Consider the following 22,782-nt stretch of genomic DNA (forward strand, 5'->3'; position numbering starts at 1 on the left):
TTTATAAAAATTAGTTAATCTCTATAATTTATAGATTTTTTCTCTATTGTTAACAACATTCTTAGTTGCATTTCTTGTGTCATATACAGCCTTTGCCCTAGCAACTATACTTTCATAATCATAACAACTGTGATTAGTAGTTATTATAACTATATCACTTTCATCAATAACTTCTTTCCAATCAACTGAATTATAAGTTTTATTTTTATACTTAGATACAGGACAATATGGATCATTTACCATAAGATCTGCGCCATTTTTTTCAAGTAATTCAATTACTTTAAACGCTGGAGATTCTCTATAGTCATCTATATCATTCTTGTATGCTACACCTAATAATAAAACCTTAGCTCCATTTAATGCTTTTTTATTTTTATTTAATATCTTCATTACATTATCTAAAACAAATTCAGGCATAGAATCATTAATTTCTCCTGACGTTTCTATTAATCTTGTATGATAGTCATATTCTTTCGCTTTCCATTCTAAATAGAAAGGATCTAATGGAATACAATGACCACCTAATCCTGGACCTGGATAGAAAGGCATAAACCCATATGGCTTTGTTTTAGCTGCATCTATCACTTCCCATACATCTATTCCCATTCTGTTACATAAAATAGCCATTTCATTAGCTAAACCTATGTTTATATTTCTAAATGTATTTTCCAATATTTTTTCCATTTCTGCTACTGCTGGTGATGATACTGTGTGTATATCTCCTTCTAATATATTTCTATATAATGCTGCAGCAACTTCTGTACATTCTTCTGTACATCCACCTACAACCTTTGGAGTATTTTTAGTATTATATTCTTTATTACCTGGATCAACTCTTTCTGGTGAAAATGCTAAGAAAAAGTCTTCACCACATTTTAAACCACTTTCTTCCAAAATAGGCTTAAGTACTTCTTCTGTTGTCCCTGGATATGTTGTACTTTCAAGGATTACAAGCATTCCCTTATGTAAATATTGTGCAACACTTTTAGTTGAAGATACAACATAAGATAAATCTGGCTGCTTATATAAATCAAGTGGAGTAGGTACGCATATACATATTGTATCTACATCTTTTACAAAACTAAAATCAGCCGTTGCTCTTAGGGTTCCATCTTTAACTAATTTCTTTAGTTCTTCATCAACTACATCCCCAATATAGTTTTGGCCTGCATTTACTGATTCAACTTTCTTCTCTTGTACATCAAAACCTATAGTTTCATATCCTGCATTTGCTTTTTCTACTGCTAGCGGTAATCCTACATATCCAAGTCCTACCACCCCAACCTTAGCAGTCTTATTATTTATTTTTTCTAACAATTGTTCTTTTAAAATTGACATTTTAAACCTCCTGCTATTAATGCTTTAACAATGCATACTGCATAGTTAATAACGGTTTTATTACTTTATAGGTAATTAATAATAATATAATTTTAATACATTTTGATTAATCATTAATTGATTTCACTTCATCATTATTCTTTATATACTCTTCACCACATGCTCTGCAAGTTGCTTTTTCATTGTTAAAAATCAATCTTTCTCCACACTTACACACATATCCTAATACTCTTGCCGGATTTCCAACCACTAGAGCATAGTCTTGAACATCTTTAGTAACAACAGCTCCTGCTCCAATTAATGCGTATTTACCAATATTGTGACCACATACTATTGTAACATTTGCTCCAATAGATGAACCTTTTCCAATTATAGTTTCTCTATATTCTGTTTTTCTTTCTATAAAGCTTCTTGGATTAACTACGTTAGTAAAAACACATGAAGGTCCTAAAAAAACATCGTCTTCACAAATAACCCCTGTATAAACAGATACATTATTTTGTATTTTTACACCTTTACCGATTCTAACACCAGGTGATATAACAACATTTTGACCAATATTACACTTCTCACCTATTTCAGAATTACTCATCACATGAGAAAAGTGCCATATCTTAGTACCCTTGCCTATCTTAACATTATCATCTACATAACTAGACTCATGAACAAAATACTCTTTTTCCATAGATTATCACCTACACATTCTTAATACTATCTACAATATATTGTATCTGTTCTTCACTTAATTCTGGATAAACTGGTATGGCAAATGTTCTATGAGAAAGATACTCTGCTACTGGCATGTCACCTTCTTTATATCCTAAGTCTGTATATACTTTTTGTAAATGTAATGGTACTGGATAATAAACACCAGTTGCAATACCTTTTTCTTTTAACTTAGCTAGCATTTCTTCCCTATTATCTGATTGTAATACATATTGGTGATATACAGTATCATTTTCTTCTCTAACTATTGGTGTAATAACATTAGAATCAATCAATTCTTCATCATATATTTTAGCAATTTCTCTTCTTCTTGAATTCCATTTATCTAAATGAGGCAATTTAACTCTTAATATCGCAGCCTGAATAGCATCTAATCTTGAATTATATCCTATTAAATAATTATAATACTTTAATGGATTATAAACAGTATCATCACCTGATTTAGATGTAACTACTTCTTCAGTAATATTATTCAATAAATTATATGCCTTTTGACCTGTTTCTCCACTTCCATGCGTTCTTAATGCTATTGCTATCGTAGCTACATTATCATCAGATGTTACTATCATTCCACCATCTCCAGCGCATGAAAGATTTTTTGTTGGGAAGAATGAAAAACAAGCTACATCACTAAGTGTACCTATCATTTTTCCTTTATACTTGGCACCAACTGCTTGACACGCATCTTCTATAACTTTCAAGTTGTGCTTTTTAGCTATTATGTTGATCTTATCCATATCAGCACTTTGACCAAATATATGTACTGGAATAATAGCTTTTGTTCTTTCTGTAATTTTTTCTTCTATTTTATCAGGATCTATATTAAACGTATCTTTTTCTACATCAACAAAAACAGGAGTTGCGCCTACTGCTGAAATACATTCGGCTGAAGCAAAATAAGTAAATGTTGAAGTTATTACTTCATCACCTTCTCCTACACCTAATGCTTTTAACGCTATAACTAATGCATCTGTACCATTCCCTACTGATATAGCATGCTTAGTTCCAATATAGTTTGCGAATTCCTTTTCAAATTCCGTTACATTTTTCCCCATTATATATGCTGCTGACGACAACACATCTATAGTAGCTTTATCTAATTCTTTAGAAATAGAATTATATTGAGCTCTTAAATCAATTAATGGAATATTCATTTTTATCGCTCCTTCGGATAACTTATTAGTCTATAATATAACAAATTACAAACCATAGTATTTTTATAACCTATGCTAAAATACTCTCTAAATATATTTAACTAAATATCAAAACTCAAATCTAACATGAATATTTTAACATACTTAATTAGATAAATAAACTTTTGTTTTTAGATTAATATTTGTTTATTGGATACCATTCTCTAGGTATTAATGAGCTATATTTATCTGTAGCATATCTATCATCAATTAATAAAACTCTACCTTTGTCACTTTCAGTTCTTATTACTCTTCCAGCTCCTTGCTGAATTTTGTTGATTCCCGGATAAATATATGCATAATCATATCCATCTTTTCCATAAAACTCTTTTATTATTTCATTTTCAACATCTACTTTAGGGTAACCCACACCTATAATAATAGCTCCTATTAATTGTTCACCAGGTAAATCTATTCCTTCTGAAAACATACCTCCCATGACACATAATACTATAAGATTCCTGTTTTCCTTAAACTTCTCCAAAAATTCTACCTTTTCATTTTCTGTCATGTTTGGACTTTGTACCTGCAACACAAAATTATTCATATTACATTTATAACATTCCTCTGCAAGCTGCTTCATATATTCATATGATGGGCAAAAAACAATATAATTTCCGATTTCTTCATTTATAAAAGTATGTATCTTATTAAAAACTTTAGGCAATGTTTGTTTTCTATATTTATATCTAATATTTATAGTTGAAAGATACGTTTTTAAATTTTCTTTTTTAAATGGTGAAGGCAGTTTTACTCTATAACTTTCATCATTTCCTCCAAGCATATTAACATAATAATTAATTGGTGATAATGTTGCCGAAAAAAAGATAACTGAAGAACATTTCTCTATATATTTCTCTATATTTTTTGCAGGGTTAACACAAAATAAGCTTATATTAATTTCTTTTCCATATTTTTTTATTAATGTAACATAGTTATCATCATATAATTGCATAATATTAATGAAAGAATATATCTCAAAATATAGTTGTAGTATTTGTTCATACCCTTCAAACTTGTTTCCTCTTATTAATATATCTTCACTTTCCTTTAAATATATCCTTAGTAGGTTAGAAAGCTCTTTAGGAGATTCTTTTTCGTAAAACCATTCTATATTTCTATGTTCACATTCATTTCTTAACCCTATAAAATAACTATTTATTTTACCTAATATAGAGTTTAATTTGCTCAATTTCCCTTTAGTAATCTTTTTACAGTCCATTATTATCTGTTTTTCAATAGTTGCAGAATACATATTCCTAGATCTATCTATTAAATTATGTGCTTCATCTACTAAAACTATATTTCCATCACTCTCTAATAATCTCCCAAGTGATACTTTAGGATCAAAGATATAATTATAATCACATATAATTGCATCGCAATACATACTAATATCTAATGATAGTTCAAATGGACATACCTCAAATTCTTTCGCATATTCTTGTATTATTTCAATTGATATTTTCCTCTCATTTCTCAAAATTTCATATATAGGTTTTTTAACCTTACCATAGTATCCTTTAGCATACTTGCATACTTCTGGATTACAGTCAAACTTTTCATTACAGCATGATTTTTCTTTAGCTGTAATAGTAATGCTTCTAAAATTCAATCCATTATCACGCAGCCTCTCAATAGCTTCATTTGCAACTTCTCTATTTATAGTTCGTGATGTTAAATAGACTATTCTTTCACCTAAACCTTCTCCTAAAGCTTTAATAGCTGGAAAAATAGTAGATATTGTTTTTCCTATTCCTGTTGGTGCTTGTGCAAATACTATCTCTTGTTCTTTTATTGTATTATACACTATGTTAATTAGTCTTCTTTGACCATTTCTATATTCTTCAAATGGAAATTTAGTACTTTTAGCCGTTAAATTTCTTTCTTTTTTTTGAAGATATATATAATAAATAAATTCCCCATATTCCTTAACCAAATTTTCTGTAAATTTTTTTAGTTCATTCATATCAAATTTTCTCTCGAAGCTTTTTACTTCATTACTTTCGAGTTGAAAATAAGATAATCTTATATAAACATGGTTAATATCAGTTTCACATCCATATATGAAGCCATAAACTTTAGCCTGAGCCCAGTGTAGCTCATTTAAATCATCAATATATGAGTACTTTTTATATGTAGATTTAATCTCTTCTATTATTATCTTATCATCTTCTTTAATAATTCCATCTGCTCTACCTTCTATTGTCACACAAAAATTCTTTGATTCAAAATCATGAGATAAATATACTTCTTTTTGAAAGTTTTCATAAATTTTTTCATTATCACTTTGCAATTTTTGATGTGCCTTTATCCCCTCTACTGCTCGCGCTGTTCCTGAAAATCGATTATCTATATCTCCATCTTTCAAACAAAATTCCACTAAATTTCGCACTGATTCCTTTATGATAATTTTATCCATGCATTTACCTCACTTAAGTGCTTAAAAACATAACTATCTATATAAGTATTAATATTATCTCCTAAATATTTTTAAAAAATTATAATCATCAATATTAACAAAAAACACTTGCTTAATCAGTATCAATATCTGTACTAATCAAGCAAGTGTTACATATATATTTTTAATCTTCATGATATTCGCTGACTATTTTTTGGACTAATTTTTTTATAACACTAGCTTCTGCTATTAATGTTAAGACTAATAAGAATATTCTTATTCTTTCTTCATCTTTATCTTTTAAATTGAATTCCTTTACCATCGTTTCAAGCTTTTCTTCATTAGTTAGTGAAGAAATTAAATAATCATTCATACTATCTTTTTGGATTGAAACAAATACTTTATATGCTTCTTCCCAAGATAATATATCATCACTTCTATCATTTATTTCGTTAAATGCCAATCTAAAGACTTTCTTTATTTCTTCTGTTGTTAATATAGGTCTCATATAACTAAGTAAAACTAATTGTACCAGGTGCATCTTAGTGTATCCTCTTTTTTTGCCATCCTCTGGCTTAGTTATTACCTCACTCTTGGTGTAATTTTGAACTATATTGTTAGTAAACTTCTCATTTACAAACTTATCATTTAAATAGTCTATAACTTGAGATAGAAACAAATCATATTTTGGTAGATCATCATATGAAATGGAGCTACTTTTGGACATTTCTTCTACTAATTCTTTTATATAGTCTGAATCAAATTTTTTATCCATACTATGTTACCTATACCTTTCTCATTCTTTTATCTATATTATATAGTATTTATCAACTTGTTACAAGTTTATTCTAACATCTTAATATTATTTATATTCTATTATTATCTATTCACAATAACAATTGCATGAATATGTATATCTGATAATAACGCACTATTCCTATTATACTCTAATAATTGTAAATTAAAAATATATTTAACTAGAAAAATCGTATTTTATATACGATTAATATCATTATAACATTATTTTGTTTAATTATGTAAATTCTTTTAATTCTTTAATTTAAATTTTTTATTTTGCTATAATATACTATAATATGCTATATATTTAATATAAAAGGTATTTTTAATAAAAAATTTTAAATTTCACATAATTTCTTGCAACTAAATCACCAAACTATCTTGACTTTTCTAAAAAATGGTAGTATATTTTAAACATAGTGGTTATTAAAGTTGAAATTTGTAATTTTTTATAAAGAAATCGAAATATTTATTGACTTTATATTACATACTTGGTAATATAACAGAGTAGAATGTCGAATTGTGTAATTAGGAGGAATTTTTTATGAAATCAACAGGTGTAGTTAGAAGAGTAGACGAATTAGGAAGAATAGTTATTCCTATAGAATTAAGAAGAACTTTAGATATTGCTGAGAAAGATGCATTAGAAATTTATGTTGACGGAGAACAAATCATATTAAAGAAATATGAACCAGCATGTATCTTCTGTGGAGATGCAAGAGATGTTATAAACTATAAAGGCAAAAATATCTGTGTTAAATGCTTAGAAGAAATCAAACAAGGTAGATAATACATATAGTTTAATATAAAAAAAGCAGTAAGATTTTACTGCTTTTTTGATTTCTGTATTATAATTATATTTTATAAATCAGTTGAGAATTTATATATCTCATTTTTAGGTAAATTTCTATCCTTAGCCACCATTTTAATTGCTTCTTTCTTACTGATTCCATTATTTATATAGGACAATATATGTTCTTCTATACTTAAATCAATCCAAATAGATTTTTTCTCTTCTTCTATGTCTTCAATTCTTTTCCCTTCTATTACAAGAACAAATTCCCCTCTTGGTTTATTAACTTGAAAATAATTTACTGATTCACTAATAGATCCTCTATAAATCTCCTCATATAATTTTGTTAATTCCCGGCAAACGGCTATTTTTCTATCGCCTAAATTACTCAGCAAAAAGCTTAATGTATCTAATAATCTATGTGGAGCTTCATATAATATAATTGTTTCTTGACAGTTTATTATATCTTGTATTATTGGTTTACGTTCTTTATTTTCTCTTGGTAAAAATCCTCTAAACAAGAATTTTGTCGTGTCCAATCCAGAATATACCAAAGCGGTAGTGAATGCTGTTGCTCCAGGTAGTACTTCAAACTTAACCCCTTGCTCTATACAACATTTAACAATAACACTCCCCGGATCTGATATACCTGGCATACCAGCATCAGATACCAATGCAATTTTTTTGCCTTCATTAATCAAATTAATAATATCTTCACTTTTATTTTTCTCATTATATTTATGATAACTAATTAATGTCTTTTTTATTTCAAAATGATTTAATAATTTTAATGTTTGCCTTGTATCTTCTGCTGCAATCAAGTCTACATCATTTAATACTTCCAAAGCCCTCAATGTAATATCTTTGAGATTTCCAATTGGAGTTGGAACTATATATAATATACCTTTATCCATTCTTAAATCCTCCCATATATTTTATCTATCTCACTAGTATATTTCCCATTTTCATCATATACATATAATGGTTCATCCCATTTTAAATACGCACCACCATCACGTTGGCCTTCTACTAAAACTATATTAGGTGCTTTGCCTACTTTCGGATGTACCATTTTAACTCTTTTAGGCTCAATTTTATATTTCCTCATAAGACCAAATATATCAGCTAACCTTTCTGGTCTATGAACAATAAAAAGCCTTCCATTGTCTTTTAGTAAAGTTCTCGATGCAACTATAACATCCTCTAGATTACATAATATTTCATGCCTTGCAATAGCAAGCTTATCTAATGGATTCAAAATTCCTGAATTGTTTAGCTTATAAGGAGGATTTACTGTAACTACATCAAATCTTTCCAAACTTTTTAGATACTTTATATCTTTTAAATCATGATTTATGAAATGTAACTTTTCCTCCAAGTTATTCATATGAACACTTCTTTCAGCCATTTCAACCATATCTTCTTGTATTTCTAAACCGAAAACTTCTTTGGGTGAATACTTCCCATATATAAGAAATGGAACTATTCCTGTCCCTGTACATAAATCTATAACTCTAAAACTTCGTTTAACATTTGCAAAATGTGATAATAATACTGCATCTATTCCAAATTTAAATCCTTCTTTTTTTTGGATTAAATTTAAACCATTCAACTGTAAATCATCAATTAGTTCATCTTCTCTTATATAGCTAGATTGGTTATTATCCATGATTTATCTTCCTTTTCCTAATATACTTATTGTCAAAATATCTTTTAACCACATTATAGTATTACATTATAAAATATAAAAGTAAATAATTTTATATTTTATAATTAAAATCCCTCAAATATATTACATATATTTGAGGGATTTATAATAATCTATAATTATGTTCTAAATAAACTATTAAAGTACTCTTCTTCCAGCATAGAATTTATATACTGGAGAAACTTTAACAACATCTCCTGTTTGTGGAGCATGTATCATATTTCCATTTCCAACATATATTCCAACATGTCCTGCATGCGTAAATATTAGGTCTCCCGGTTGAAGCTGGCTTTGGCTAACTGGTGTACCAACATTTATTTGTGAATATGTTGTTCTACTTATGTCTACACCTGCTGCATGTTTGTATACATATTGAGTAAATCCTGAGCAGTCAAATGTATTAGCTCCTGTAGCACCATATACATATGGCTTTCCTAGATGACTATATGCTTCATTTAAAATTGCTTGAGCATTTCCTGCTGAAGGTACACTAACTGAAGTTGTATTTCCTCTACTTGGAGTTTTAGCAGCTGAAGCTGCTCTTGCAGCTGCTGCTTCTGCAGCCTTTTTATCTGAAACCATTTTTTTAGCTTTTTCTATTTTATCATTTATTTCTGAAACAACAGTTGGACTCTTAATTTGATTATCTCTAATATTTCTTAATTGAGATATAGCACCTTCAAGTGCTGACACACTGCTGCTTGAATCATCAATAGTAGCAAATTGTCCTGAAACTACTTCTCTCTCTATCTTAGATAGATATTCTGCATCAAATTTAGATTTTTCTGCCTTAGCTTGTGAAACTAATGATTCTTGTTCTTTTTTCTTCCCATCCAGCTCATCTAATGATGCTTGAACTTCTTGAGTGAGTTTATCAATTTCAGTTTTCTTTTCTTCTAAAGATTTCATTTTTTCACTCAATTCATCTTTTTTATCTATTATTTCTTCAATAGATTCCTTATCTTTATTAATAATTTTTCCTACTGCTCCAATTCTTGAGAAGAAATCACTTGTTGACTCCGCCTCAAACATAAAACTTAAATAACTAAACTCTAAATTACCTGATGTATATAAAGCCTTAACTCTTTGTCCTAATGCCTTATCCAAAGTATCTATTTCTTTTTCTGTTTGTTCAATATCCTTTGTTGTATTATCAATTGAATTGTTGATATTTGTTATTTCCTTTTTATTCTTATCAACAGTTAATTGTAACGGCTCTATTTTGGCATCTAAGTCGTAGATTTTATCTTCTATTTGTGAAATTTTATTTTCAATTTCCGCATATTTTTGTCTGGTATCACTTAGTTCTTGGTCACTAGGTGTTGCAATCGCAGGTATTGATCCACCCACAACGATTACTGTTGCTAAAAGAATAGCAAGCACTCTCTTTCTCATGAATAATCGGTCCCCCTGAACCTTCCCTCCTTTTATTTGCATGCGTTAGTAATATAATTATATCACCTAAATCCAATATGGACAATGGTGGTATATGGTTATATATCTAATATTTTTATAATTATATGTAAAATATCTGATTAATAGAGAAATTTATCTAATAAATTCTCACATATACTTAGATTCTACCTCTTTCCTAAAATTCCTCTAAATATATTTATTAATATATTTATTTTAGAAATTTACTATACTTGTCTTGACATTTAAAATATTAATATTATATAATTGTTTATAGTTCCGGGGTGTGGCGCAGATGGGAGCGCGCGTGGTTTGGGACCATGAGGTCGCAGGTTCGATCCCTGTCACCCCGACCACATTTTATAAAAAACTTAAGGATTATTCCTTAAGTTTTTTTATTATATATAGAAATGAGGAATATAATGTTTAAAGATATTAAAGCCGTTATTTTTGATTTAGACGGAACTCTAGTTGATTCAATGTGGGTATGGTCTAGGATAGATGATGAGTACTTAAAATCACATGGTTATACAACTCCTGAAAATCTAAATGTTGAAATAAATCATTTAAGTTTTACTCAAACTGCTCATTATTTTAAAGAACGATTTGAAATAAGTGATTCTATAGAAACTATACTAGAAACATGGAACACCATGGCTCTAAATCACTATAAAAAAAATGTGAAGCTAAAACCTGGAGTAAAAGAATTCCTAGACAAATTGAAATCTAATAATATATCAATTTCATTAGCAACTAGCAATTCTCAAAAATTATTACAAGCTTGTTTAAAGAGTAACGGAATCTATGAATATTTTGATGCCATAACAACAACAGATGAAGTCACTCGTGGAAAAAACTTCCCAGATGTTTACTTGTTAGCTGCTAAAAAAATGAATGTGTCAGCTAATAATTGTGCAGTATTTGAAGATATTCTTCCTGCAATAAAAGGCGCTAAATCTGCTAATATGAAAGTTTTCGCTGTAAAAGATGATGCTTGTGTCAATACTAAAGAAGATTTACTTGAGCATGCTGATATGTATATCGATTCATTTACTGAAATATTAGATTTATTTTAAATACAAATAAAAAAAGACTGATGAGTTTTAATATTATTGCCATATCCAAACTCTCAGTTCTTTTTTTATTTATTAAATATTTATTTTCTTTCTACACCATATTTATTTTCTAATTCTGATAAAATTTCACCGTATTTTTTATGTTGTCTTTCTTGTAATAATTGATTTATAACTGAATCTTTAACTTCATCAAAACTCTTTGCAGAAGCTTCATTCTTCTCTTCAACTAATACTAAATGATATCCAAATTGAGTCTTAACCGGATTAGTTACTACCCCTATTTCTGATTCGAATGCTGCTTTTTCAAACTCAGGAACCATCATTCCTTTTGAGAATGCTCCTAAATTTCCGCCTTGTTCTTTTGAAGGACATGTAGAATACTTTTTAGCTGCTTCTTCAAATGTTAATGATCCATTTGTGATTTCTTCTTTGATTTTAGAAGCTTCTTCTTCCGTAGTAACTAGTATATGTTTAGCTGATACAGTTGCTGGTTCAGAAAATGTATCCTTATTTTCTTCATAATATTTGTTAGCTTCTTCATCTGTTATAGTTATATCTGCTAAGACCTTATTTATAGCCATAGACGTTAATACCTCTTTTGCTATAGCTTCCATTTGCATTTTATATTCTTCTGTTTGATCTAATGCAATTTCTTTTCCGAATTTATTCATTAATTCAAATGATATTAATTGTTCTAATAATTGTTTTTTTCCTTGTTCACTTTGAAACATTGCTCTTCTGTCTTCTGGATATCTGTTTATTACAGCATTTAAGTCCTTTTCTGTTATTTCATAACCTGCAGCAACTGCTAACACTTTATTTTCCATGTGAATTCTCCTTTAAAATAAAATTTATATACCTTTTCATTTTAACAGTATATACATATACTAACAAGAATATAATAAATTTATTGCCTTTTTTTGATCAAAAATATGTTTTTGTATATACATTCTCCAAAGTGTTATAATAACCATGGGTGATATTTTATGTCTGAAATACTAAAAAACGATTGGAAAAACTATTTAAATACTGAATTTGAAAAAGACTATTATTTAAAATTAAGAGAATTTTTAAAAAACGAATATAATTCTAAAGTAATTTATCCTAATATGTATGATTTATTTAATGCCTTACATTTTACAAGTTATGAGGATACAAAGGTTGTCATATTAGGCCAAGATCCATATCACGGGCCTAAACAAGCACACGGATTAAGTTTTTCTGTTAACCCTGGAGTTAAGACACCACCATCTTTAGTTAATATTTATAAAGAACTACATGATGATTTAGGTTGTTATATTCCTAATAATGGCTACTTAAAGAAATGGGCTGATCAAGGAGTATTATTATTAAATACAGTATTAAGCGTAAGAGCTGGTGAAGCCAATTCTCATAGAAATAAAGGATGGGAACAATTCACTAATAGAGTTATAGAAGTTCTAAACCAAAAAGAAACTCCTATAGTATTTATATTATGGGGTAATAATGCTATATCAAAAACTAGTTTAATAACAAATCCAAAGCATTTTATAATTAAATCAGTACATCCTAGTCCTTTGTCTGCATCAAGAGGATTCTTTGGTAGTAAACCTTTTTCTAAAGCAAATGAGTTTTTGATATCAACAAATCAAAAACCTATTGATTGGCAAATAGAAAATATTTAATATTATTAATAATGGAGGAAATTCAATGAATTATACATTTACTTTCAAAGATAAAGAATATGTATTATCAAAAGAAAACTGTGAAGGAATTTTTTTTAATGATGATGAAATAGAAAATTTTAATTTAGAATTAATATTAGATATATTAATTAACTCTGACGAAGTTGATTTTTCAAAAGAATATTATACTGGACAATGTACCTGTAAGAAGCAAGAGCCATTAAACAAAGCTTATTGCTATTTAGAATATCATTTCTATATTTATACAAAAGATGATAAATACATTATTAGCACTATTTCTAGTGATTATGAAAACACTTCCTTCAATAAATTATTTAGCACAGGAAAAATTGATAATAGTTATATTGTCAGCATTGCTGTATGTCCTGAATGTGGGACTTATTCTATTGAAGTTAATCAATGTGAAGTATAAAAAACAAATTTATGTACATAACAATAATAAGTATTTAATTAAATCAAGTAATAGGATGCATTAAACCTAATAAATGCATTCTATTTTTATAAACTATTTTCAAATATAAAAAAGCACTAACATACGTTAGTGCTTTTGGTGGCTCGAACTGGAATCGAACCAGTGACACGAGGATTTTCAGTCCTCTGCTCTACCGACTGAGCTATCGAGCCATATTACCTGGCAACGTCCTACTCTCCCACACAGTTTCCCATGCAGTACCATCGGCGCTATAGACCTTAACTTTCCTGTTCGGAATGGGAAGGAGTGTTACCTCTATGCCGTCATCACCAGATCACAAGTAGTATTATATCGAGATAATAATATTATGTCAACACATTTTTTAAAAGTTTTTTATTTTTTATATAAATACTGTTAACTAACTAAACTTCTATCTCTATATTTAATGTTTCTAAACTCAATTTTTTCTTTATTGAATAATTTATATATTTCATTAATATTATTTTTTATATGCTGAAATTTTTACCTAATGAAATCAATACTTTTAATGTATTAATTTATAATAAAAGAAGAGCTAAAATAAACTGATTTTAATATCAACCAATTTTTATGCTCTACTCTTATCTATCTAACCACTTGTTCATTTTATTATAGTATTATTCTTCGAAAGGATACTTAATTCCCCAATTATTTCTTAATTTATCCATTAATCTCATTATTATAAGTGTCTCTGAATGTGGCATTTCAATGCATTCTAATTCTCCATTCTTTATTGCCTTAATAGAAGCTTCCACCTCATATTCATATCCTGTTATTTGCTTTGGAGTCTTATATTCATCAATTAAATTTCCATCTAATGAATATATCTTTATCCCTTCACAATTATTGATATTCTCAACTTCAATATAACCTTTACTACCATATATAATTCCTCTTCTATCAGTACGTGACATCATGGTGCTATGAAGAATCGCCATTCTATTATTCTCATAATATAATGTTATACTATTTTGCGCATCCACGCCTGTATCAGTTTTTATTACAGTTGATGATATATCTTTTATGTTATTTCCAAAAACCATAGATGCAAAATTAAGCGTGTACACCCCTACATCAAGTAAAGACCCTCCCGCAAGATTTGGGTCAACAAGTCTTGGAACATTATTGATTCTATATCCTAAATTAGCTGTTAATGAGTGCAACTCACCTATTACATCACTCTCTAATATATCATCTAAAGTTTTTCTCATTGGCATATATCTAGTCCATATAGCTTCAGTAATAAATAGATTTTTTTCTTTTGCAATTTCAAATAATTCTTCTGCCTGCTTTTCATTTATAGTAAAAGCTTTTTCGCAAAGTACATGTTTTCCGTTATTCAAACAAAGCTTAGCATGTTCATAATGTAATGAATGTGGTGTTGCAATATATACAAGCTCTACTTCTGGATCTTTTATCATTTCCTCATAAGACCCATATGCTTTAATAACTCGAAATTCTTTTGCAAATTTCTGTGATTTCTTATAATCTCTTGATGCTATTGCATAATTTATAGCATTATCCATTTTACTTATTGTATAGGCCATTTGCCTTGCTATTGAGCCTGCACCTAATATTCCAATATTCATATAAATTTCCTCCATTTTATTTTCTTAAATATAAATTACTCTAGTTTAATATAAGTATTTTCATAGATTAATCTATTTTTTCTACTCATTTACTCCAATAATATCTTGTAATTCCTCTTTACTTACAGCATGATGATTTCCACAATTATTTCCAAAATACATTCCGTTCTTAATAGGTGCAATTAAAAAGCCTGCTACTACACCTCCCAAAAAACAGGATATCCCTAATAATATCTTTTCATTTTTTTTCATAATAGATTTCCTCCGATGAAATATTTATAAATCTATTATACATTAATTAAATACATTCTTATCTATATTTCAAACGTCAGTTTATTTTATTTTTTTATTTATTTGTGACATAATAAAATTAATAAATACAATTTATGGAGATGATTTAATGAATACTAAAATAGAACAATTAACTCAAATTTTAAAAGAAAGTAAAAATATAGTATTCTTCGGTGGCGCTGGAGTAAGTACTGAATCTAATATTCCAGATTTCAGAAGTTCAAATGGATTATGGAATGAGAATCTTAAAATAAATTTCACTCCTGAACAACTTGTATCTCATACATTTTTTATGAAATATCCAGATGAATTTTTTAAATTCTATAAGGACAAATTAATATATCCTGAAGCTAGACCAAATACTGCTCATATGGCTTTGGCTAAACTTGAGGATATTGGTAAGCTTAAAGCTATTGTAACTCAAAATATTGACGGTTTACATCAGGCTGCTGGATCTAAAGTCGTTTATGAATTGCACGGATCTGTACTTAGAAATTACTGCATGAAGTGTCATGCATTTTATGATGAAAAATTTATTTTAGCATCTAAGGGAATACCTACATGTCCTAAATGTGGTGGAAAGGTTAAACCTGATGTAGTCCTTTATGAAGAAGGTTTAGATGAAGCTATTATACAAAATTCAGTTAAGGCTATCTCTCAAGCGGATACTCTAATAATAGGAGGCACTTCACTTGTTGTTTACCCTGCAGCAGGACTTATAAATTACTTTAGAGGAAATAATCTTGTTCTTATAAATAAAAGCACAACTTCTGCTGATAATAAGGCCGATTTAGTCATTCATGATTCTATTGGAAAGGTATTATATGAAGCTGTGAAGTCTTTGTAATTAATAAAATAATATTAATCTTTGTAGATAATAGCAACATAGCTATTATCTATTTTTATACATTTTTTTATAATATCAGAATATATTTATTAATATATCAATTAAAATTATAGGAGTTAGAATGTTAATACTATTTTTATTAATAATAATTCTTTTAAGCATAGGTGCTGGAATGTTTTACATTAATAAATATGAAAATACTATTTCTTCTCTACGCTTAGACTTAAGATTAACAAAAAAGCAATTGGACACATTAATTAATAAATCTAAAACATCTGATAAAAATTTTACAATAGAATTTTGTGATATTGATTATATTTATGGAACATTAGAAGATTCATCACACATATATATATATCCAGATTTAGCTTCACCATGTATATATATAAGTAATGAACTGTTAAAAGTTAATATAATCGAAAAAGCATCAGTAGAAAATAATATTTGGTATTATGTTCAATTACCTATTGATAGTAATATAAATTCTAAAGGCTGGGTCATAAGTTCTTCACTTTCTAATTTATATAACGAACCGTTATCTCCTACATATAATGATCAAGATAACATCGGATTAGATGAAAAAATTAATTCTTAATCATAAATTGTAATTAATATGTATAAATAAATTTAATATGGAAAGAATTTATAATGAAGTATTTAACTTCAATATTTAATCGCCTCTCCCCCATTTTTATTTATATACAATTGATAAACTGCCATAGTAAAAATGAATATGGCAGTTTTCTTTTTATGATATTTATTTTTTCAAATTAAAGAAAGAAGTTTTCTTATTTTTAAATCCATTCAAGTTTTAGTATACATGCTCTTTTTAAGATCCGAATTGCAGCATAGCTGCTCTTTTTATATGTGTATATTTTTATTCCTATAAACACATATTCCTATATTTTCGTATTCTTAAGAATATACATTCTTATATTCCTTTAATTAAATCATTATAAAGACTACTTCTACAAACTTATCTTTATAATATCATTCATTAATTAAGCATCTTCTTAATATATCTAGCGCAGTGATTGTCGCTTGATTCCTAACCTTAGATCTATTACCTTTAAAAATATGTTTTTCAACTTTCACTTTACCTTTTACATATACGCCTATATAAACTAAACCTACTGGTTTCTCTTCTGTTCCTCCACCTGGGCCAGCTATTCCAGTTGTAACTATACTTACATCAGTATTTGCTTTTTTAGCAATACCTATTGCCATTTCTCTTGCTGTCTCTTCACTTACTGCACCATACTTTTCTAATGTTTCATTTTTTACTCCGAGTCTTTTATGCTTAGCTTCATTTGAATATGTAACAGCACCTTCCATGAAAACTTCAGATATTCCCGGATAATTTATTAAAGTACTTGCTATCATTCCTCCAGTACAAGATTCAGCAGTAGATACAGTGTATTTATTTTCTATTAATAACTTTGCTACTACATCTTCTATAGATATATCTTCAGTTGCATATACATTCTCTCCAAGTCTATTTTTTATTTCTATCTCTAATGGTTCAATTAATTTTAATGCTGCTGCTTCATTTTCAGCTTTTGCTGTAATTCTAAGTATAACTCCTATCTCTTTTGCATATGGAGCAATGGTTGGATTACTCTGTGACTCCATTAAATCCTTAACTGTTTCTGCAACTGCACTTTCCCCTATTCCTAAAATCTTGATCATTTTTGAGATTATAACAGAATCAGATTTTGATTTAAGATATGGCTTAATATCTTCTTCAAACATAGGTTTCATTTCTTTTGGTGGCCCTGGTAATATAATCATTATTTTATTATTTTCTTCTATAATTACTCCTGGAGCTGTTCCATTATTATTTTTAATTGCAGTTGCTCCCTCCGGAATTAATGCTTGCTTTAAATTATTAGTTGTCATCTTCCTTTTTCTGAATTTAAAATATTCCTGTAAATTTTCCAATGATTCTTTATCTTCAAATAATCTTTTATTAAAATATTTTGCTGCCATTTCTTTTGTCAAATCATCATCCGTAGGTCCAAGACCACCTGTTGTTATAATAATATCACATCTGTTATATGCTTCCTTAAATGCATGTAGTATTCTTTCTTCATTATCGCCAACAACTTGTTGATAGTACATTTCAATACCTAATGCTGCTAATTCTTGTCCTAAAAATTGTGCATTTGAATTGACTATATCTCCTAATAATAATTCTGTTCCTATTGATATAATTTCTGCTCTCATAAAATAATTCTCCTTTCAAGATATATCATTTTTAGCATTCTATAAAAAATATACAACTTATCTAAATTAACCAAATATGAAAATTAAATATTCATTATGCCCTTATAAATGTGCAAAACCTATTCAATATATATTGAATAGGTTGAGTGCATCAAATATTAATTTCTTCTTATAGTCTATCCCCACCATAAAGCAGGGATAGGTTATATGAAAAATTTCTTCATCTCAAAGTTTTTACAAACAAATATCAAAATAAAAAAATCATATGTTTGTTAAAACCAAATAATAATATGTATGAGAAGAAAAAATTTAGTGCAAGAGAGCTTTATACTTATATAGTATGTATAAGCTCTCCTAATTATTCATAAAATATTTTATTTTTGATTTATTTATCTTGTGTTTCAAGTAACGCTAAAGCTACGGCACCTATTAAACCTGCATCTGTGCCAAGACCAGCTGGAACTATTTTAACTGATTCAGCCATTGATTTGAAGCATCTCTTATTTACAACTTTTCTTACTGTATCAAAAACTACATCTCCAGCTTTTGATACGCCACCACCAATAATTACATATTCTGGATCAAATATTGATACTGCGTTTGCAACCGCTATACCTAAATAGTTCATTGCATCATCAATTATATCTTTTGCAACTGGATCTCCTGCTGCTGCTTCAACGAAAACTTCATAAGAAGTGACATTTTCGTATTTTCTTAAAGATGTTTCAACTTTAGTTGATAATGCTTCATGAGCTCTTTTTGCAATAGCAGTTCCTGATGAAGTAGCTTCTACACATCCGACATTACCACAGTTACATCTTGAACCATGTGGAGCCACTGTCATATGTCCAATTTCTAAAGCATTTGAAGTATGTCCTCTATATACCTTTCCGTTTAATATAGCTCCTCCGCCTACACCTGTGCTTACAGTGAAGAATACTATATTTTCAGCACCCTTTCCAGCGCCAAACATAAATTCTCCAATAGCAGCTACATTGGCATCATTATCTAAAAATACAGGTACTCCAAATTTTTCACTTATAGGTTTAACTAAGTTGAAATTTTTAAATGGAAGATTAGGTGTAGTAATTATTATACCTTGTTTTGCATCTAGTGGACCTGGCGAACCGATTCCAATACCTTTTATATCTTCATAAGAAACAGCACTATCATTAACAACTTTTTCTATAGAATTAATTATTCTGTTTAAAACTGGCACTTCACCTTCATGCGCATCAGTTGGTATAGTTGTTTGATTGATTATCTTACCTTCAAGATCAGATAAAGCTGTGCTTATTTTTGTTCCCCCTAAGTCTACTCCCACAACATAATTTTTCATGGTCTTCTCTCCTTTATTTATATAAGTTTATTATAAAACCTTTACCATACAAATATTATACTATATTATGTTGTCATAAGAAAACTCTAATATAAATTTTAAGATATTATAATTTTAAAATATTATAATTTTCAAATATTTTTATTAGCAACTATATAATAATTACCTCTTTCATCATATTCTGTATGATGAATTATAAAATTGCTATCATTAAGCATGGAACTTATTACTCCAATATCATCTTCATTATCTTTAGCTATTCTTATCATAAAATTATCGTCTTTATCTATTATATTTAAATAGTCAAATATATCGCTATAATCACTCAACTCAATTTTTCCACCAATATCCATAGTATAATCTGACATCTAATTTCCTCCTATTAATAAAGCTAGTTTTATATCTCTATACTAGAATAGTATTCCTTTTTATGAATGATTTTATCCTCGCTTATAGATATGAAATTTTTATGTTTAAAAGAAAAATAAGGTAATAGATATAAAATATCTATTACCTTATTTTTTATTTAGATTTGCTTGCCTTAATTTCATCTATAATTTTATTTACTTCTATTTCTGGTATTTCTTCATATCTTAAAAATTCTTTTGAGAAGGAACCTCTGCCTTGAGTTAAAGATCTTAATTCAGTCGCATATTTTCTTATTTCTGCCAACGGAACTTCTGCTGTAACCTTCTGCTTATCCTCTTCTGGTTCCATTCCCATTACTCTTCCTCTCTTCTTATTTATATCTGCTATTACATCACCCATATAATCATTAGGAATAATTATATCTATTTTCATTATAGGTTCCAATAATATCGGTTTAGCCTGTTCTAATCCCTTCTTATATGCAATTGAAGCAGCCATCTTAAATGCCATTTCTGATGAATCAACTGAATGATATGATCCATCATGTAATGTTGCTCTTAATCCTATAACTGGGCATCCTGCTAATACTCCATGCTGCATACATTCCCTTAATCCTTTCTCAACTGCAGGTATAAAATTTCTTGGAACTGCACCTCCAACTACATTATCAACAAATTCTAATTCTTCTCCTCCATCATCTCTTGGTTCAAATTTAATTACTACATCTCCATATTGCCCATGTCCTCCAGATTGCTTCTTATGCTTTCCTTGAACATCAGAAAATCCTTTAATAGTTTCTTTATATGGAATCTTAGGTAAACTTAGAATAATATCAGTTCCAAACTTACTTTTAATCTTACTTGCTATTATATTAATATGAGTCTCTCCAAGTCCAGAAACTATTATTTCTGCATTATCAGCGTCTCTATCTACTTCAAATACTGGATCTTCCTCTTTTAACTTACTCAATGCTTGTGATATCTTTTCTTCATCTCCTTTTGCTTGTGGAATAGCAGCCATAGAATAAACTGTAGTTGGAAAATTCATCTTATCATATATAACTTTAAATTCTGGACTACATAAAGTATCACCTGTACTTGTATATTGCAATTTAGATATAGCTCCAATATCTCCTGCTATTATACTTTGAGTTGGGATTTGAGTTTTTCCCCTCATAAAACAAATATGTGATAACTTTTCAGTTTTATCTTTGTTAGTGTTAACAACAACCATATCATCACTTGCTTGTCCAGTTATGACTCTGAAAAACGAAATTTTACCAACAAATGGATCAGCTATTGTTTTAAATACTAATGCAGAAAATGATTTATCTTGCGTAAGATTTATAAATACTTCTTTATTGGTATTTAAATCTACTGCCTTTTGAGGAATTGCATATTCTGGTGATGGAAAACATTCAACAATATCTTCAATTAATGAATCTATACCAATTACCTTTAATGCACTACCACACATTACAGGTGCAATTTCTCCACTAGCACATCCCTTTATTAATCCTTTATAAATTTCTTCATCACTTAATATTCCTTCACTAAAGTATTTCTCAAGTAAATTTTCATCAGTTTCTGCTACAGCTTCCATTATCATGATCTTACAGTGTTGAACTTTCTCTTCTAATTCTTTTGGTATATCAATTATTTCTACTTCTCTTGTTTTAGTATTATATATTTTTGCTTTATTAGATATTACGTTTATTACACCCTTAAAATTTTCTTCTGTTCCAATAGGATATTGAATTGGAACAACACTTATACCAAACTTTTGATTTAATGAATCTAATACATTATCAAAACTTGCATTCTCTCTATCTAATTTATTTATAAAAATAGTTCTAGGCAGTTTAATCTTGTTACAATATTCCCATGCTCTTTCAGTTCCAGCCTTTATTCCTGAAACCCCACTTACTACTATCATACCAACATCTACTGCTCTCATACCTTGAATACATTCTCCATGAAAATCAGCATATCCTGGGATATCAATAATATTTATTTTAACATTATCTAATTCAACTGGTGCAATTGAAAGGGATATTGAAAATTGTCTTTTCTTCTCTTCTGGATCATAGTCTAAAACAGTATTACCTTCTTCAATCTTTCCAATCCTATCTGTAATTTTTGAATAATATAGAATACTTTCTGCAAGAGATGTTTTTCCAGTTCCATTGTGACCTATAAGCCCAATATTCCTTAAATTTTTAATACAATAATCTTTCATAAATTACGCCAAACCTTTAAGTAAGATAAATTCTTATAAGCTCTGGCTTCCACCTACCTTCCCCTAATATACTTTTCACATTTAAATCATATTTTATATATTATATGAGAAATTAAATCTGATAATTAATAATTCTACTTTTGTTATTGAATTCCTTTTCATTTTTCTTAATTTTCTGAAAATTTATTCATCGCAATCATATGTATGTTCTTATTCAAATATAATTATATTTTTAATTAAACAATATTATATATATATCCTATTCTTTATTGTAGTATATAAAAAAAAACATTATAATTTT

At 28.4% G+C, this 22,782-nt stretch carries 21 protein-coding genes, 2 tRNA genes and 1 rRNA gene; 7 read left to right on the forward strand and 17 right to left on the reverse strand.

What is annotated here, in order from left to right; translation table 11 throughout:
* Nucleotides 1-21: 21 nt before the first annotated feature.
* The 5 genes from CNEONATNEC86_RS19715 to CNEONATNEC86_RS19735 all read right to left on the reverse strand — a co-directional run bounded on the left by CNEONATNEC86_RS19715 (nucleotide 22) and on the right by CNEONATNEC86_RS19735 (nucleotide 6,433).
* Nucleotides 22-1,338: a nucleotide sugar dehydrogenase gene (locus tag CNEONATNEC86_RS19715; protein ID WP_058296845.1), complete on the reverse strand. Its 1,317-nt coding sequence runs from the start codon at nucleotides 1,336-1,338 to the stop codon at nucleotides 22-24.
* A 106-nt stretch (nucleotides 1,339-1,444) separates the two neighbouring features.
* A complete protein-coding gene (locus CNEONATNEC86_RS19720; RefSeq protein WP_058296846.1) occupies nucleotides 1,445-2,023 on the reverse strand; it encodes an acyltransferase in 579 nt (192 codons plus the stop codon).
* A gap of 10 nt (nucleotides 2,024-2,033) precedes the next feature.
* Nucleotides 2,034-3,218 (reverse strand): DegT/DnrJ/EryC1/StrS family aminotransferase, encoded by a 1,185-nt coding sequence (locus CNEONATNEC86_RS19725; RefSeq protein WP_159136719.1) that lies wholly within the window; start codon nucleotides 3,216-3,218, stop codon nucleotides 2,034-2,036.
* Between the two features lie 175 nt (nucleotides 3,219-3,393).
* Nucleotides 3,394-5,679: an ATP-dependent DNA helicase gene (locus tag CNEONATNEC86_RS19730; RefSeq protein WP_159136720.1), complete on the reverse strand. Its 2,286-nt coding sequence runs from the start codon at nucleotides 5,677-5,679 to the stop codon at nucleotides 3,394-3,396.
* A gap of 163 nt (nucleotides 5,680-5,842) precedes the next feature.
* A complete protein-coding gene (locus CNEONATNEC86_RS19735) occupies nucleotides 5,843-6,433 on the reverse strand; it encodes a DUF1836 domain-containing protein (RefSeq protein ID WP_058296849.1) in 591 nt (196 codons plus the stop codon).
* A 567-nt stretch (nucleotides 6,434-7,000) separates the two neighbouring features.
* Between CNEONATNEC86_RS19735 and CNEONATNEC86_RS19740 the strand changes: the two genes are divergently transcribed.
* The gene (locus CNEONATNEC86_RS19740) at nucleotides 7,001-7,246 is read left to right on the forward strand and encodes an AbrB/MazE/SpoVT family DNA-binding domain-containing protein (protein ID WP_058296850.1); all 246 of its coding nucleotides are present in this window, start codon (nucleotides 7,001-7,003) and stop codon (nucleotides 7,244-7,246) included.
* 71 nt (nucleotides 7,247-7,317) lie between these two features.
* Here CNEONATNEC86_RS19740 and rsmI read toward each other — a convergent pair whose 3' ends face one another.
* From rsmI to CNEONATNEC86_RS19755, 3 genes are all read right to left on the reverse strand, one after another.
* Entirely contained in the window at nucleotides 7,318-8,163 is an 846-nt protein-coding gene (gene rsmI, locus CNEONATNEC86_RS19745; protein WP_058296851.1) for a 16S rRNA (cytidine(1402)-2'-O)-methyltransferase, read from the reverse strand.
* A 2-nt stretch (nucleotides 8,164-8,165) separates the two neighbouring features.
* The gene (locus CNEONATNEC86_RS19750) at nucleotides 8,166-8,918 is read right to left on the reverse strand and encodes a tRNA1(Val) (adenine(37)-N6)-methyltransferase (protein WP_125147832.1); all 753 of its coding nucleotides are present in this window, start codon (nucleotides 8,916-8,918) and stop codon (nucleotides 8,166-8,168) included.
* A gap of 177 nt (nucleotides 8,919-9,095) precedes the next feature.
* Nucleotides 9,096-10,352 carry a C40 family peptidase gene (locus CNEONATNEC86_RS19755; protein WP_159136721.1) on the reverse strand — a complete coding sequence of 419 codons (1,257 nt, stop codon included), beginning with the start codon at nucleotides 10,350-10,352 and terminating at the stop codon, nucleotides 9,096-9,098.
* Nucleotides 10,353-10,650: 298 nt separating this feature from the next.
* Between CNEONATNEC86_RS19755 and CNEONATNEC86_RS19760 the strand changes: the two genes are divergently transcribed.
* Both CNEONATNEC86_RS19760 and CNEONATNEC86_RS19765 read left to right on the forward strand, forming a co-directional pair.
* Nucleotides 10,651-10,726: transfer RNA gene (locus tag CNEONATNEC86_RS19760), tRNA-Pro, on the forward strand.
* Nucleotides 10,727-10,792: 66 nt separating this feature from the next.
* Nucleotides 10,793-11,446 (forward strand): HAD family hydrolase, encoded by a 654-nt coding sequence (locus CNEONATNEC86_RS19765; protein WP_125147834.1) that lies wholly within the window; start codon nucleotides 10,793-10,795, stop codon nucleotides 11,444-11,446.
* An 80-nt stretch (nucleotides 11,447-11,526) separates the two neighbouring features.
* Here the strand turns inward: CNEONATNEC86_RS19765 and CNEONATNEC86_RS19770 are convergent, their stop codons facing one another.
* Entirely contained in the window at nucleotides 11,527-12,273 is a 747-nt protein-coding gene (locus CNEONATNEC86_RS19770) for a peptidylprolyl isomerase (RefSeq protein WP_159136722.1), read from the reverse strand.
* 159 nt (nucleotides 12,274-12,432) lie between these two features.
* Between CNEONATNEC86_RS19770 and CNEONATNEC86_RS19775 the strand changes: the two genes are divergently transcribed.
* Nucleotides 12,433-13,110 carry a uracil-DNA glycosylase gene (locus CNEONATNEC86_RS19775; RefSeq protein ID WP_058296856.1) on the forward strand — a complete coding sequence of 226 codons (678 nt, stop codon included), beginning with the start codon at nucleotides 12,433-12,435 and terminating at the stop codon, nucleotides 13,108-13,110.
* Between the two features lie 25 nt (nucleotides 13,111-13,135).
* Nucleotides 13,136-13,543 carry a DUF3785 family protein gene (locus CNEONATNEC86_RS19780; RefSeq protein WP_058296857.1) on the forward strand — a complete coding sequence of 136 codons (408 nt, stop codon included), beginning with the start codon at nucleotides 13,136-13,138 and terminating at the stop codon, nucleotides 13,541-13,543.
* Between the two features lie 136 nt (nucleotides 13,544-13,679).
* Here CNEONATNEC86_RS19780 and CNEONATNEC86_RS19785 read toward each other — a convergent pair.
* The 4 genes from CNEONATNEC86_RS19785 to CNEONATNEC86_RS21360 all read right to left on the reverse strand — a co-directional run bounded on the left by CNEONATNEC86_RS19785 (nucleotide 13,680) and on the right by CNEONATNEC86_RS21360 (nucleotide 15,423).
* A tRNA-Phe gene (locus CNEONATNEC86_RS19785) sits at nucleotides 13,680-13,755 on the reverse strand.
* A 5-nt stretch (nucleotides 13,756-13,760) separates the two neighbouring features.
* Nucleotides 13,761-13,877: ribosomal RNA gene (gene rrf / locus CNEONATNEC86_RS19790) — 5S ribosomal RNA — on the reverse strand.
* Nucleotides 13,878-14,199: 322 nt separating this feature from the next.
* The gene (locus CNEONATNEC86_RS19795) at nucleotides 14,200-15,171 is read right to left on the reverse strand and encodes a Gfo/Idh/MocA family protein (protein WP_185738651.1); all 972 of its coding nucleotides are present in this window, start codon (nucleotides 15,169-15,171) and stop codon (nucleotides 14,200-14,202) included.
* Nucleotides 15,172-15,252: 81 nt separating this feature from the next.
* A complete protein-coding gene (locus tag CNEONATNEC86_RS21360) occupies nucleotides 15,253-15,423 on the reverse strand; it encodes a hypothetical protein (RefSeq protein WP_172437827.1) in 171 nt (56 codons plus the stop codon).
* A 148-nt stretch (nucleotides 15,424-15,571) separates the two neighbouring features.
* Here CNEONATNEC86_RS21360 and CNEONATNEC86_RS19800 point away from each other — a divergent pair, with 148 nt between their 5' ends.
* Both CNEONATNEC86_RS19800 and CNEONATNEC86_RS19805 read left to right on the forward strand, forming a co-directional pair.
* A complete protein-coding gene (locus CNEONATNEC86_RS19800) occupies nucleotides 15,572-16,309 on the forward strand; it encodes an NAD-dependent protein deacylase (RefSeq protein WP_125147836.1) in 738 nt (245 codons plus the stop codon).
* 121 nt (nucleotides 16,310-16,430) lie between these two features.
* Nucleotides 16,431-16,904 (forward strand): hypothetical protein, encoded by a 474-nt coding sequence (locus CNEONATNEC86_RS19805; protein WP_058296859.1) that lies wholly within the window; start codon nucleotides 16,431-16,433, stop codon nucleotides 16,902-16,904.
* Between the two features lie 395 nt (nucleotides 16,905-17,299).
* Here the strand turns inward: CNEONATNEC86_RS19805 and CNEONATNEC86_RS19810 are convergent, their stop codons facing one another.
* The 4 genes from CNEONATNEC86_RS19810 to fusA all read right to left on the reverse strand — a co-directional run bounded on the left by CNEONATNEC86_RS19810 (nucleotide 17,300) and on the right by fusA (nucleotide 22,481).
* On the reverse strand, nucleotides 17,300-18,535 hold the full coding sequence (locus CNEONATNEC86_RS19810; protein WP_058296860.1) for a competence/damage-inducible protein A: 1,236 nt from the start codon (nucleotides 18,533-18,535) through the stop codon (nucleotides 17,300-17,302).
* Between the two features lie 385 nt (nucleotides 18,536-18,920).
* A complete protein-coding gene (locus CNEONATNEC86_RS19815) occupies nucleotides 18,921-19,874 on the reverse strand; it encodes an ROK family protein (protein WP_159136723.1) in 954 nt (317 codons plus the stop codon).
* A gap of 131 nt (nucleotides 19,875-20,005) precedes the next feature.
* Nucleotides 20,006-20,242: a hypothetical protein gene (locus CNEONATNEC86_RS19820; RefSeq protein ID WP_125147838.1), complete on the reverse strand. Its 237-nt coding sequence runs from the start codon at nucleotides 20,240-20,242 to the stop codon at nucleotides 20,006-20,008.
* A gap of 154 nt (nucleotides 20,243-20,396) precedes the next feature.
* Nucleotides 20,397-22,481 (reverse strand): elongation factor G, encoded by a 2,085-nt coding sequence (fusA, locus tag CNEONATNEC86_RS19825; RefSeq protein ID WP_125147839.1) that lies wholly within the window; start codon nucleotides 22,479-22,481, stop codon nucleotides 20,397-20,399.
* Between the last annotated feature and the right edge of the window lie 301 nt (nucleotides 22,482-22,782).

Source organism: Clostridium neonatale, assembly GCF_900465025.1.
GTDB lineage: Bacteria > Bacillota > Clostridia > Clostridiales > Clostridiaceae > Clostridium > Clostridium neonatale.